Raw genomic sequence first — 13,461 nt, forward strand, 5'->3', positions numbered from 1 at the left:
TTTAGAGATCGCGCAGCGGCGCGCGCCACAGGAGCGCGGCCGCTGCAAGCTTGAGGGTGCACGGCAGCAGCGCATAAGCCGCCACCAGTGCCCCTGTCCCGGCGCCCGTGCCCGGTACAAAGCCGAGCCATTCGAGCAGCGGCAGGGCGATGCCCGCCGCCAGCGCCAGGGTGATTTGCACTCCCCAGTTCCAGATTCCGAAATAGGCCGCTTCGCGTGCACCGGCGTGGCCCGCCTTGGCGATCACGCCGGCCAGGAGAGCCGGCGGCAGCGCCAGGTCGGCCCCCACGGCCAGGCCGGACAGCACGCAGATGGCGCCAAACGCAAGCGCCGCGCCCGGCGGCAGTACAAAGGCCCAGATGAAGACGGCGCACGCGAGCAGCATGCCGCCGGCCCAGGCGCGCGCCTCGCCATGGCGCACCGCCAGTGCCACCCAGCCGGGAATGGACACGGCGGCAGCACCGAAGTAGATGATCAGGAACAGGCCCGACATGGACGCCAGGCCCAGGTGGTCGGCCACGAAGAACAGGAACAGGGTGGCGGGAATGGCGGAAGCGACGCCATTCATGACCAGGACTGCGAACAGGCTGCGAAAGCGCGCCTGCGCAAACGGCGCCGCCATGGCGCGCCAGCCGGCAACCGGGACGTCCAGCGCCAGCGCCGGGCGCGGCGCGCGCGCCAGCAGCAGTGCGGCGCCGACCGCCAGCGCGGCGCCAAACAGCATCGTCATGGCGCTGTAGCCGGCCAGCCCGGTGACGGCGGCCACCAGCACCACGCCGGCCAGGCCACAGGCTTCGCGCACGCCGGTCACGCGCGAGCGCTCGCGCACGTCCTGCGTCAGTGCCGCACCCCAGCTCTGGTGGGCAATGGTGGCAATCCCAAAGCCCAGGTAGACCAGCATGAGGGTAGCCAGGAACCAGGCCAGCGCCCCTGCCTGGCCCAGGGCCGGCGGATGAAACAGGGCCGCGAACCCGAGCAGCAGGGGCGCCAGCGAGAGCGCAATGTAGCGCGCATAGGCGCCCTTCCCGCGCGCGATCCAGGCGCCCAGCAGGGGATCGATGAAGGCGGCGGCCACGCGCGCCGTGAGCAGCACCGCGCCGATCAGCGCCAGCGACAGTCCCGCGCGCTCGGCGTAGAACTGCGGCAGATACACGTAAATGGGCAAGGCGACCATCGCCAGCGGCAGGCCGAGCGCGCCGTAGGAGAGCAGCATCGGCATGCGCAGGATGGTCATCGGGGTGCAGTCTGCCCGAGCAGCGCAGCGCGCAGCGCGGGGGCGGTCGTCTTCGGGTCCAGCCAGATGGCAAAGAAGGCACGGGCAAACGCCGGATCGGGCACGCTGGCCAGCGGCCTGCCATCCAGATAGAAACGGGCGCCGCTGCCTGGCAGGTGCACGCCGCTGATGCGCGTGCCCTCCTGCACGTTGGGGAAAATCTCCCGCATGCGGGCCAGCCAGGCAGTGCGCTGGGCGGGCGTGCCGGCACCGATCTTTTCCATCTGTTCGGCGCTGGCCTGGGCGATCTTGCCGCCATCGAGCTTGCGCGCATAGACCAGTTCAAGCACGAACGGTGCGTCCGGCTGGTAGCCTTGTTCGCCAACCCACAACTGCGCGTGGTAGATCGTCAGGCCAAACCACTTGAAGGTACCCTGCCCGGCCACCCGCGGCGCGGTGAGGTGGGCATCGATATGGGGCGCGGCCGCATGGGCGCCGGTGAATGCACACAGCAGCAGCAGGGTGGCAAGCACGCGCATGGTCAGTCCCGGGTCAGGGTGAAGTGCATGACGTCGGTATTGCGCTCCCTGAAGGCGGCCTCGCAGTAGCACAGGTAGAACTCCCAGGTGCGGATGAAGTGCTCGTCGAATCCCTGCGCGCGCACGGCTTCAAGGCGGGCATGGAAAGCGGCGCGCCACATGGCAAGCGTGTCGGCATAGTCGATGCCAAAGGCGAAACTGCTGCTGACGGTGAGACCGTGCTTTTTCGCCATGGCGGCAAACACGGCTGGCGAAGGCAGCATCCCGCCCGGGAAGATGTACTGCTGGATGAAATCGGTACTCTTGCGATAGCGCTCGAACAGTTCATCGGCAATGGTAATGGTCTGGATGCAGGCCCGCCCGCCCGGCTTGAGGTTGCGCGCCAGGCAAGCGAAGTAGCTGGGCCAGTAGCTCTCGCCGACCGCCTCGAACATTTCAATCGAGGCGATGGCGTCGTACTGGCCATCGCTGTCGCGGTAGTCGCACAGCTTCAGGTCCGTCAGGGACGACAGGCCCGCCTTGGCCAGCCGCGCCTGGGCATAGGCCAGCTGCTCGGTCGACAGGGTCAGGCCGGTGACATGCACGCCCGCTTCGCCGGCTGCCATTTCAGCAAAACCGCCCCAGCCGCAGCCAATTTCCAGCACCCTGTCGCCGCGCCTGACCTGCAGCTGGTTGAGGATGCTGCGGTACTTGGCCGCCTGCGCCAGTTCCAGGCTGCCGCCGGCAGCTTCCGTAAACAGCGCGCTCGAATAGGTCATGGAAGGATCGAGCCACAGCTGATAAAAGGCGTTGCCGATGTCGTAGTGGGCATGGATATTCTTGCGGCTGCCGGCTTTGGAATTGCGGTTCAGCAGATGCCTGATGCGGTAGGCCAGCCTGCCCCACCAGCTGCCATACACGGCCTGCTCCATCTGGGCGCGGTTGCGGATCAAAAGCGCGATCAGGGCCGGCAGGTCGTCGGTTTGCCACTGGTGGTCGATATACGACTCGGCAAAGCCGATGTCGCCGGAGCGCAGGGCCGCGCTGAACAGATCCCAGCTGTGCATCTCCAGCCGGACCGGGACGCCGCCGCTGCCAAAGCTCATCAGTTCGCCCTCGGGCGTACGCAGGTGCAGCGTGCCGTGGCGCAGGCTGGCGAGCAGCTTGAGGATGATTTGGGCGCAGGCCGGCGCCGCTGTCTTCGCGCGCAGGGGTGTCATGGCGGGCGTCGAAAAGCCTGGCGTGGTGGGGATGCTCATCGGGTGACCTTTTGTTGAGGTGGAACGGGTTTGCTGAAAAACGGCACGCGCCGCAGCCAGAGGCGCAGCGCCTGCACATGGATGCGCGCGACCACGCCCAATGTCATGAGCGGATAGGCGAAGAATGCGCGCAGGACGCTGGCACTGGTGATCGGTGCAGCCAGGCCGGACACGCTGGTCTGGATCAGGGGACCGTCACGGTCGTCATAGTCGATGCAGGCCAGCGTATGTTCGGCGCCGCCGCGCATGGCGCGGATGAAGCGGAAGCGGTAGCCGCCCGCCACCTCGCAAAATGGCGACACGTGAAACACCTTGCGGGCGGTGAGTTCGGCGCCGCTGACGATCTCGCGGCCCGTGTCAAGCAGGTAGAAGTGGCGCTCGCCAAAGGTATTGCGCACATCACACACGATGGCACGCAGGCCGCCATCGCTGCGGTGACAAAACCAGAACGACACGGGATTGAACACGAATCCGAGCACGCGCGGCATGGTCTGGAGCCAGATTTCGCCGTCGGCATCGCTCACGCCATCTGCCCGGAGCAAGCCATCGATCCAGTCGGCGAGCGGCTGGCGGCCATCGCCATGGTCACGGTCCATGAACGAGAGCAGGTTGAAGCGGTTACGCGACAGCAGCGGGCAGGCAAAGCCGCGCGCGCCGAGGCTGCGCACCGGGATGCGCAGATAGTAGGTGCCGTAGGCGAAGGCATTGCGCACCGGTCGCAGGCGCGTGTGCCGCACCTGGCCGAAGCACAGCACGGGAGCGGAATCAGGCTGCGACATCGGCTTGCGTCTGCATCAGGCTGCGGATGGCGGTGGCGACCTTGAGGCCGGACTTGAGGCCATCTTCATGGAAGCCGTAGCCGGTCCAGGCGCCGGCGAACCAGGTGTTCTGCTCTCCCTGGAAGTCAAGCAGACGGGTTTGCGCCGCCACGGCAGCTTCATCAAACACCGGGTGCGCATAGTCAAAGCTGGCCAGCACGCAGGCGGGATCAGGCGCGTCGATCGGGTTGAGCGAAACAATCACCGGGGTGGTGCAAGGCAGGGGCTGCAACTGGTTGAGAAGGTAATGGACACAGACGCGCGGCGTGGGCGCGGCGTTGCTTTGGTAGTTCCAGGCCGACCAGGCCTTGCGCTTGCGTGGCAGGCAGCTGGCATCCGTGTGCAGGACTGCACGGTTGGGCTGGTATCGCACCGCGCCCAGCACGGAGCGCTCGTCGGCACGGGCATCGGCCAGCAAGGCCAGTGACTGGTCACTGTGACAGGCCAGCACCACGTGGTCGAACTGCTCGGCGCCGTGCGCCGTTTCCACCCGCACCGAGCGGGCACCGGTAGCGCCGCGCGTGACGGCCGTGACCGGGGTGGCCAGGCGCTGGCCGGGAATGGCCGCCAGCAGCTTGTTGACATATTGGCGCGAGCCGCCGCGCACGGTGCGCCACTGGGGCCGGTTGCTGACCTGCAGCAGCCCGTGGTTGTGGCAAAAGCGGATAAAGGTCGACACCGGAAAGGCGAGCATCTGGTCGGACGGGCATGACCAGATGCAAGCGGCCATGGGCAGCAGGTACCAGGCACGGAATTGCTCACTGTAGTCATGGGAATCGAGGAACTGGCCCAGCGTGAGCGCCGGCATGGTGCCGCTGGCCGCCATGGCGGTGGCCTGCTGGTTAAAGCGCAGGATGTCGCGGACCATGCGCAGGAAACGGGGCCGCAGCAGATTGCCGCGCTGGGCAAACACGGTATCGAGATTGCTGCCGGCCCATTCCAGCAAGCGCGCGCCGCGCTCCTGGCCCACGGGCAGCTTGACGGAAAACGACATGTCGCTGGGCGCCGTCTCGACACCGAGCTCGGCGAACAGGGCAATCAGGTTCGGATAAGTGCGGTCGTTAAATACCAGAAATCCCGTGTCCACCCCGAAGGTACTGCCGTCCAGGGTCACATCCACCGTATTGCTATGGCCGCCAAAATAGCTGCCTGCCTCGTACAGCGTCACGTCCGCTCCGCCTTGCACCAGCCGGTACGCACATGACAGGCCGGAAATGCCGGCACCGATCACTGCCACTTTCATCTTGCTCTCCCGATTTTCCGTCTTTGTCCAGGACAAATACGATACAATACGCATAGTCGCGGAATTAATAGCTAAAGTCAACACTTTGTCCAAGACAAACGCTGCTCATGCTATTTATACGTGGCAAGTCGACAATTGGATTCAAGAAATGATGCGAGGCGGAACAATGCGCTGCGATCTTCGTGGCATTATTCATACGATGCGCAGGGGACTTCACCTGCCTGGACGAACAGTCGATAAATTACGATGAGCAAGGATTACAATGAGATGTGTCCTGAACAAACCACGGAAACTGTCATGACGACGCAAGCACCAACCGTTCTTAGCAGCATCAGCGACGTTGAGCGCGAAACGGGGATTCCCAAGGAAACCCTGCGGGTGTGGGAGCGCCGCTATGATTTTCCCCAGCCCCAGCGCGACGACAATGGCGAGCGCCTGTATCCGCTGGAGCAGGTGCAGCGCCTGCGCGTGGTCAAGCGCCTGCTGGACCTGGGCTACCGCCCGGGCAAGATCATGCATATGGGCACCGACGAACTTAGCGAACTGGCCAATAAGGCTGGAGCGACCACGCCGCCCCCGGACGCCAGCGACCCGGAACTGAGCCTGTGCCTGGAACTGATCCGTGGCCACAAGATGCACGAACTGCGCCAGCGCATGGCCCAGGCCCAGCTGCAACTGGGGCTGCGCCGCTTCGTCACCGACGTGGTGGCGCCGCTGACGACGCTCGTTGGCGATTCCTGGGCCGCCGGCAAGCTGGCCGTGTTCGAGGAACACTTGTACGCGGAAACCTTGCAAAGCGTGATGCGCAATGCCATTTTTGCGGCCAACCAGCAGATCGGGCATGCCAGTGCCACCCCGCGCGTGCTTCTCACCACGGTGCCGCAGGAACGCCACGGCCTGGGCTTGCTCATGGCGGAAGCGCTGCTGGCCCTGGAAGGGGCGCACTGCGTTTCGCTCGGTGTGCAGACGCCGCTGTCGGACATCGTCCATGCGGCCCGCACCCAGCAAGCCGACATCGTGGCCCTGTCGTTCTCCACCGTCATGTCGCCGCGCGCGGCCATTGAAAACGTGGTGGAACTGAAGAACCGGCTCGGTCCCGGCACCGAAGTCTGGGCCGGTGGCAGCTGCGCGGCACTGGCCCGGCGGCAGCTGGGACCGCAGTGCGTGCTGGATTTATCCGACATCCCGGGCGCCATCGCCCGCTGGCGTGCACAGCATGCGGCCCTTGCCAGTTAGGCAGGATTGAAAAAGAAACCGCAGTCTGCTCTGGTAGAATACGCGCGATCCATTTCATCGTGCCCGCGATTGCCGGGCATGTGCATGCTGCGCCCTCCCATACAGACCAATGTTTAGTTTTTTCAAGAAAAAACCGCCGCCTCCCGAGATTGCGCCGCCACCGCCGCCTGAGCCGGTAAAGCAGGCGACGGCTGTGGCACCGCCTGAGGTGGTGCCCGCACCGCTGCCGCCGGCCGCGCTACCCCCGGCCCCTGCTGCACCGGCCCCTGTATCGTCAGCCGCGGTATCACCGGCCTACGTTCCGCCGGCCCACGTTCCACCGGCCTACGTTCCACCGGCCTATGTTCCGCCAGTTGGTGTGCAAGCGGTCGATGTGGCGCCTGTCGACGTGCCGCCGGTACCGGCCGCAGAGGCGCCCGTCACCATCTCGACGCCGCCGGCCACACCTGCCCCTGCCGTCAGCTCGCGCCGCTATGGCACGACGTCCACCTTTGTCCCGCCCCCGGTGGCACCGCCGCCGCCGCCCGAGCCGGTGTACGAACCGGAACCGGAACCGGAACCGGAACCGGAAGTCGAGATCATTCCCGAAACGGCCGAGCGCCCGACCACGGAAGCGGAAAAGAAAAAGACGTGGATGGAGCGGCTCAAGTCCGGCCTGTCCAAGACATCGAGCAACCTGAGCCTGCTATTCGTGGGCGCCAAGATCGATGAAGACCTGTATGAAGAGCTCGAAGCGGCGCTGCTCATGTCCGACGCCGGCATGGACGCCACACAGTTCCTGCTCGATGGCCTGCGCCGCAAGGTCAAGGATGAGCGCCTGCTGGACGCCGCCGCCGTCAAGGGCGCCCTGCGCGTTCTCATGACAGATATGCTGCGCCCGCTGGAAAAGCCGCTGGAACTGGGCCGCTACGAGCCGCTCGTGATGATGATTGCGGGTGTCAACGGCGCCGGCAAGACCACCACCATCGGCAAGCTGGCCAAGCACATGCAGAAGTACCAGCAATCGGTCCTGCTGGCCGCCGGCGACACCTTCCGGGCTGCCGCCCGCGAGCAGCTCATGGTCTGGGGCCAGCGCAACAACGTGACCGTCATTGCCCAGGAATCAGGCGACCCGGCCGCGGTGGCGTTTGATGCGGTGCAGTCGGGCAAGGCGCGCAAGATGGATGTCGTCATGGTCGACACCGCCGGCCGCCTGCCCACCCAGCTGCATCTGATGGAAGAACTCAAGAAGATCAAGCGGGTGATCGGCAAGGGCATGGATGGCGCGCCCCATGAAGTGGTGCTTGTCATTGACGGCAACACGGGCCAGAACGCGCTGGCCCAGGTCAAGGCCTTCGACGACGCCCTCAGCCTGACCGGCCTCGTGATCACCAAGCTCGACGGCACAGCCAAGGGCGGCGTGCTGGCGGCCATTGCCCGCACCCGCCCGATTCCCGTGTACTTCATTGGCGTCGGTGAAAAACTCGATGACTTGCAGCCTTTTAAGGCCGACGAATTTGTTGAAGCATTGCTCGGATAAGGCCTCATGATTGAATTTCAGTATGTGTCCAAACAGTATTCGCCCGATGCCATTGCACTGCGCGAAGTATCGCTCACCATTGCCAGGGGCGAACTGGTCTACCTGGCCGGCGCATCCGGTGCCGGCAAATCCACCCTGCTCAAGATGATTGCCGCCATCGAGCGGCCCACGTCCGGCCAGGTGCTGGTCAACGGCCAGGACATTGGCAAGCTGCCGCGCGCCAGCGTGCCCTACCTGCGGCGCAACCTGGGCCTGATTTTCCAGCAGCAGCGCCTGCTGACTGACCGCTCGGTATTGGCCAACGTGATGCTGCCCATCCTCGTAACCGGCGCCTCGCGCGCCGAAGCGGATCGCCGCGCGCGCGCCGCCCTCACCCGCGTGGGCATGGAAACGCGGGCCCTGGCGCGGCCGCTGGAACTGTCGGGCGGCGAACAGCAGCGCGTGGCGATCGCGCGCGCCATCGTCAACCGCCCCCAGATCATCCTGGCTGACGAGCCCACTGCCAACCTTGACCGCGTGAGCGCCGACAAGGTGCTCGACGCCCTGCGCGCCTTTAACGCCGCCGGCGTGACGTGCATGATTTCCACCCACGACGAGCAGGTGCTGGACCGCGCCGGTCGCGTGATCCGGCTCGACCATGGCCAGCTGACGGGGAGCACGCAATGAAGAGCTGGTTTCGTGAACACCGCTTTGCCATGGGCGCGGCGCTGGCGGGCCTGTCCCGCGCGCCCGGCAGCTTCCTGTTTAACGTTTTGGTGGTGGCAATTGCCCTGGCCCTGCCCTTCGTGGGCCTGACCTTGCTGGAAAACGTGCGCCCCATGTCGCGCCAGCTCTCGGTCGACCCTGAAATCAGTGTGTTCGTCAGCACCGCCACCACGCGCGAGCAGGCACTGGCGATCAAGCCGGCCCTGGCCACTATTGTCAAGGATTACAGTGCCCAGATCACCTTCGTGCCGCGCGAAGACGCCCTGGCCACGCTCAAGGCGCAAAGCGGCCTGTCGAACGTGCTCGACACGCTCGGCGAGAACCCCTTGCCGGACAGCTACGTCATGAAGCTCAACAGTTCGGGCGCGGCGTCCGATGCGGCCCGCGTGGAAGCGGTCGCGGCCCGGTTGCGCGCCCTGCCCGGGGTTGACACGGTGCAGGTGGACTCGGCATGGGTCAAGCGCCTCTCGGCCCTGCTCGGGGTGCTGCGGACAGCCTTGCTGCTGCTGGCCATCACATTGGGGATGGTGGTGATCGCGGTGGTGTTCAATACCATCCGCCTGCAGGTGCTGACCCAGCGCGAGGAAATCGCTGTCAGCAAGCTGCTGGGCGCAACCGACAATTTCATCCACCGCCCCTTTTATTACACGGGCGCCCTGCTGGGACTGTGCGCCGGGGCCGTGGCCCTGGGTGCCGTGGTGCTGTCGCTACGCCCGCTCAACACTGCCATTGCCGAGTTCGCAAAACTGTACGCATCGCAATTCCAGCTGGTGCCCCTGCATCCGCTGGCCATGGCCTTGCTGCTGGCGATCAGCGCCTTCCTCGGCCTGCTGGGAGCGATGCTGTCGGTACAGCGCCACCTGGCGCGGCTTCGTTAAGCGAAGCTTAAACGCGCCGGCGTTTGCACTCACCGTGTGCGAACGAACAGTTCCACGGTGGGTCAAAGCGTAAGGTGAGAACTCCCGAGTGAAGCAGCAATGGTTTGACACCGATCAAATCGCACTATGATCGCTCCTCTAGAGTGAGGTCTGCCCTGATCGTTTTGCCGAGAAGTAATATTTTATTGCTATCGGGGCCATTTAATCCATTGATTGGCACTCATCCTTGGGGAGTGCTAATATATGCCTGCATGGCGGGGTTATCGAACAAATCCGCCGCCAGCAGCCCAGCATTACGCGTCGCGCCACCGCTGTATGGCGCCTTTGCAGTCCATCTCTTACGAGGAAAAACATGACGACGTTGTCCGCACAATCTGCCCTGGTTCCGGCCGGTAATCGTGCTCTCGGACTCGGCTTTACTGGCAACCTTGGCAATATTGACGCCTATATTTCGGCGGTGAACCGCCTGCCCATGCTGAGCCACGACGAAGAGATTTCCCTCGCCAAGCGCCTGCAGGAAAACAATGACCTGGCTGCCGCGCAGGAGCTGGTTCTGTCACACCTGCGCCTGGTGGTGTCGATTGCGCGCGGCTACCTCGGCTATGGCCTGCCACACGCCGACCTGATCCAGGAAGGCAATATCGGCCTGATGAAGGCAGTCAAGCGTTTCGACCCCAACCAGGGCGTACGCCTGGTGTCGTACGCCATGCACTGGATCAAGGCCGAGATGCATGAGTACATCCTCAAGAACTGGCGCCTGGTCAAGGTCGCCACCACCAAGGCACAGCGCAAGCTGTTCTTCAACCTGCGCAGCAACAAGCAGGGTCTGGACGCCATGTCGCCCACCCAGATCGATGCCCTGGCCAAGTTGTTGGACGTGAAGCGCGAAGAAGTGATCGAGATGGAAACCCGCCTGTCCGGTCGCGATATCGCGCTGGAGGCGCCAACCGATGACGAGGACGACAAGTTCTCGCCCATCGCCTACCTGTCGTCCGACCTGTCGGAGCCGACCAAGGTGCTGGAAGCCGAACAGGTCACGCGCCTGCAGTCCGAAGGCCTGGAAAGCGCCCTGTCCAAGCTCGATGCCCGTTCGCGCCGCATCGTGGAAGCGCGCTGGCTGGCCAACGACGATGGTTCCGGTGCCACGCTGCACACGCTGGCTGAAGAGTTTGGCGTGTCGGCGGAACGGATTCGCCAGATTGAATCGGCTGCTCTCAAGAAAATGAAGGGTGCGCTGTCGGCTTACATGTAAGCGGCCAACTCTGCCTCAAAAAAAATGCCGCGCAGTTTGCACTGCGCGGCATTTTTTATGGGCGACAACCGGCGCTGAGTTACCGGTTGTGCACTGCCGGCGGAACGCCCAGATCACGCGCACGCTTTTCGCGATTGACACGATCACCATCGCGCATGGCAATGGCGGCATCCGCGTGCTGCACCTGGCGTGCCGCTTCCGCATCCTGCGCCACTTTTCCGTCTGGTGACATTGCATTGTCAGAGGTGGCGCAACCGGCAAGTCCGGCAAAAGACAGCAAGGTGATGAGGTAAGAAACATTCTTTTGCATTCAATTCTCCAGTTCGTTTGTGATTTTTCTCTCCTTTGAATCAAACAACCAGGTTCGACCTACTTCGATGTCACACCTACCGGTGGGCAGTTCATCAATTCAGACGGCGACTGTCATACAAGAATATTCCACATCAAATAATATGCCAGCAATATGCCGGAGGTGGGCATCTTACGTTCACTTACAAATCGGCGACGACCTCACGCCAGGGCCGTGGCGCGCTACGCAATCTGTACTTTTTGTCTATGATTGCTTTTTCGACTCATCCAAGGAGTGCGAACATGAAAGCCAACTTCCTGTATCCGATTGCCGCAGTGATGCTGGCGACCGGCTGCGCTGCTGCCCCACCCAAGGAAATTCCCATGAACGCTACCATCAAGCTCCAGCCAACCCGTACCGCCGAGATTGGCGACAACGCCCGGCTGCGATTTGACGGTGTCGAAGACAGTCGCTGCCCGCCAGATGTCCAGTGCATCACTGCCGGCATGATCACTTACAAGTTCACGCTGACGGCCGACAATGGCACCGAGTCCTTCGCGCTCAACAAGGACAAGCCTTCTTACGACGCAACCACCGTCGCGGCGCGGGTCGCCCTCGGCCCGCTGGTGGAACCTGCTCCGCGTGCCACCACCGCGTCCACCCCGCCACCGGTCCACACGGTGACGCTCAAAATCACCCGGCGCTAAGCTACTCCGACCCATCATGAGCAATAACGCGCCGCGTTACCTGGCCCTGGTCCTGTCACTGCTGATTGTCCTGCCCGCCGCCGCCAAGACCCCGGTGGCCACCGGCCGTGGCGGCGCGGTGGCCACCATCAGCGAACAAGCCTCGCAGTCGGCAATGACCATCCTGAACCAGGGCGGTAACGCGATTGACGCCGCCGTTGCCGCAGCTGCCACGCTGGGTGTGACCGACCCGTTCAGCTGTGGCATTGGCGGGGGTGGCTTCATGGTCATCTACCTGGCCAAGGACAAGCGGGCGGTCACCATCGACCACCGGGAAATGGCACCTGCCAGCACCACGCCGTCCCTGTTCATGGAAAATGGCAAGGAGATGGACTACACGGGCGCCATTGCCAGCGGCGCTGCCGTGGGCGTGCCGGGCACGGTGCGCGGCTGGCACGAAGCCCTCTCGCGCTATGGCCGCATGTCGTTCAGCCAGGTGCTGGCCCCGGCGATCCGGGTCGCCAAGCAGGGCTTCAAGGTCAATGAAACTTTTCATCGTTTGAGCCGCGAAAATGAAAGAAAATTTCAGCTCTTTGCGACCACGCGCAAGCTCTATCTGAAGGATGGCAAGGCACTGCCGGTCGGCACCGTCATCCGCAATCCCGACATGGCCAGGGCCTACGGCGAAATTGCCACGCGCGGCACCAAAGGCTTTTACACCGGTCCCATGGCGCGGGCCATCACGCAGGCAGTCAACCAGCCGCCCGCAGCAGCGGGAGTGAAGGTCCGGCCCGGCAATATGACGATGGCCGATCTGGCCAATTACGAAGCGCGCATCCGCGCCCCCATCCGCAGCACCTATCGCGGCCATGACATCATCGGCATGCCGCTGCCGTCAAGCGGCGGCGTGACCATTGCCGAAGCGCTCAACATTCTGGAAGCCTACGACCTCCAATCCCTGCCGCGCGCAAACGCCGAGCACTTGTACCTGGAAGCGAGCCGCCTGGCCTTTGCCGACCGCAACGCCTATCTGGCCGACCCGGAATTTGTCGATGCGCCCGTGGCCGGCCTGCTGAGCAAGGAGTACGCGACCAAGCGCCGCGCCCAGATGAGCACCAACCGCGCGGCGGGCAAGGTCGCGCCGGGCGACCCTTACCCGTTCCAGAACGACGCCAGTGTGCCGCTGCGGCCGCAGGCGGCAAGGCTGCAGGCAGAAAGCGCGCACACCACGCACCTGACAGTGTCGGACAAGGAAGGCAATGTGGTGGCCTACACTTTCACCATCGAAGACTGGGGCGGCAGCGGCATCGTGGTGCCCGGTTACGGCTTTTTGCTCAATAACGAAATGACGGACTTCGACTTTGCCGGTCCCCATCCCAACGTGCCGGAAGCGGCCAAGCGCCCGCGCAGCAGCATGGCGCCCACGATCGTGCTCAAGGATGGCAAGCCTGCGTTTACCATCGGCAGCCCGGGCGGCGCCACCATCATCACTACCGTGCTGCAGACAATCGTCAACCACATCGACTTCGGCATGCCCATGGAACGGGCGCTGCATGCGCCGCGCCTGTCACAGCGCAACGATGCGGTGACCGACACGGAAGCGGGCTACGTGGGCGGCGCGCACGCGAAAAACCTCGACAAGTTTGGTCACAAATGGGGGGCCAAGCCGGAAGAAATCGGCGCTGCCAATGCCATTGTGTTCCATAGCGACGGCAGCGTGACCGCCGTCAGTGAAGCGGCGCGCCACAGCGGCGGCAGCGCCCTGGTGCAGCGGCCGCGCTAGTGCGCGCGGCATAAAAAAACGCAGGCCCGTGTCACCGGTGCCTGCGCTGTGCTGACGGAGCA

13 protein-coding genes are annotated in these 13,461 nt (G+C 64.2%); 7 read left to right on the forward strand and 6 right to left on the reverse strand.

Annotated elements, in window-relative coordinates; translation table 11 throughout:
* Position 1: 1 nt before the first annotated feature.
* Genes KY495_RS04020 through KY495_RS04040 form a run of 5 tightly spaced genes read right to left on the reverse strand, consistent with a single transcriptional unit; the run spans position 2 to position 5,051 of the window.
* Positions 2-1,234 carry an MFS transporter gene (locus KY495_RS04020; protein ID WP_219882469.1) on the reverse strand — a complete coding sequence of 411 codons (1,233 nt, stop codon included), beginning with the start codon at positions 1,232-1,234 and terminating at the stop codon, positions 2-4.
* A complete protein-coding gene (locus KY495_RS04025) occupies positions 1,231-1,752 on the reverse strand; it encodes a chalcone isomerase family protein (RefSeq protein WP_219882470.1) in 522 nt (173 codons plus the stop codon). The genes KY495_RS04020 and KY495_RS04025 overlap by 4 nt, the downstream gene beginning before the upstream one ends.
* Before the next feature lie 2 nt (positions 1,753-1,754).
* The gene (locus tag KY495_RS04030) at positions 1,755-2,990 is read right to left on the reverse strand and encodes a cyclopropane-fatty-acyl-phospholipid synthase family protein (RefSeq protein WP_219882471.1); all 1,236 of its coding nucleotides are present in this window, start codon (positions 2,988-2,990) and stop codon (positions 1,755-1,757) included.
* On the reverse strand, positions 2,987-3,769 hold the full coding sequence (locus KY495_RS04035) for a DUF1365 domain-containing protein (protein WP_219882472.1): 783 nt from the start codon (positions 3,767-3,769) through the stop codon (positions 2,987-2,989). The genes KY495_RS04030 and KY495_RS04035 overlap by 4 nt, the downstream gene beginning before the upstream one ends.
* A complete protein-coding gene (locus KY495_RS04040; RefSeq protein WP_219882473.1) occupies positions 3,756-5,051 on the reverse strand; it encodes an NAD(P)/FAD-dependent oxidoreductase in 1,296 nt (431 codons plus the stop codon). The genes KY495_RS04035 and KY495_RS04040 overlap by 14 nt, the downstream gene beginning before the upstream one ends.
* A 297-nt stretch (positions 5,052-5,348) precedes the next feature.
* Here KY495_RS04040 and KY495_RS04045 point away from each other — a divergent pair, with 297 nt between their 5' ends.
* The 5 genes from KY495_RS04045 to rpoH all read left to right on the forward strand — a co-directional run bounded on the left by KY495_RS04045 (position 5,349) and on the right by rpoH (position 10,641).
* Positions 5,349-6,287, forward strand: coding sequence for a MerR family transcriptional regulator (locus KY495_RS04045; RefSeq protein ID WP_219882474.1), 939 nt, complete (start codon positions 5,349-5,351; stop codon positions 6,285-6,287).
* Between the two features lie 109 nt (positions 6,288-6,396).
* Positions 6,397-7,806 carry a signal recognition particle-docking protein FtsY gene (gene ftsY / locus KY495_RS04050; protein ID WP_374040988.1) on the forward strand — a complete coding sequence of 470 codons (1,410 nt, stop codon included), beginning with the start codon at positions 6,397-6,399 and terminating at the stop codon, positions 7,804-7,806.
* Positions 7,807-7,812: 6 nt separating this feature from the next.
* A complete protein-coding gene (locus tag KY495_RS04055) occupies positions 7,813-8,472 on the forward strand; it encodes a cell division ATP-binding protein FtsE (protein WP_219882475.1) in 660 nt (219 codons plus the stop codon).
* Positions 8,469-9,389: a permease-like cell division protein FtsX gene (ftsX, locus tag KY495_RS04060; protein ID WP_219882476.1), complete on the forward strand. Its 921-nt coding sequence runs from the start codon at positions 8,469-8,471 to the stop codon at positions 9,387-9,389. The genes KY495_RS04055 and ftsX overlap by 4 nt, the downstream gene beginning before the upstream one ends.
* A 352-nt stretch (positions 9,390-9,741) precedes the next feature.
* Positions 9,742-10,641, forward strand: coding sequence for an RNA polymerase sigma factor RpoH (gene rpoH, locus KY495_RS04065; protein WP_219882477.1), 900 nt, complete (start codon positions 9,742-9,744; stop codon positions 10,639-10,641).
* A gap of 79 nt (positions 10,642-10,720) precedes the next feature.
* Here the strand turns inward: rpoH and KY495_RS04070 are convergent, their stop codons facing one another.
* Positions 10,721-10,951 (reverse strand): hypothetical protein, encoded by a 231-nt coding sequence (locus tag KY495_RS04070; RefSeq protein WP_219882478.1) that lies wholly within the window; start codon positions 10,949-10,951, stop codon positions 10,721-10,723.
* 281 nt (positions 10,952-11,232) lie between these two features.
* On the opposite strand from KY495_RS04070, the gene KY495_RS04075 reads away from it, so the two are divergent.
* Both KY495_RS04075 and ggt read left to right on the forward strand, forming a co-directional pair.
* A complete protein-coding gene (locus KY495_RS04075) occupies positions 11,233-11,637 on the forward strand; it encodes a hypothetical protein (RefSeq protein WP_219882479.1) in 405 nt (134 codons plus the stop codon).
* 16 nt (positions 11,638-11,653) lie between these two features.
* Positions 11,654-13,399, forward strand: coding sequence for a gamma-glutamyltransferase (ggt, locus tag KY495_RS04080; RefSeq protein ID WP_219882480.1), 1,746 nt, complete (start codon positions 11,654-11,656; stop codon positions 13,397-13,399).
* The last annotated feature ends 62 nt before the right edge of the window (positions 13,400-13,461 follow it).

Source organism: Massilia sp. PAMC28688 (assembly GCF_019443445.1).
Taxonomy (GTDB): Bacteria; Pseudomonadota; Gammaproteobacteria; order Burkholderiales; family Burkholderiaceae_D; genus Telluria_A.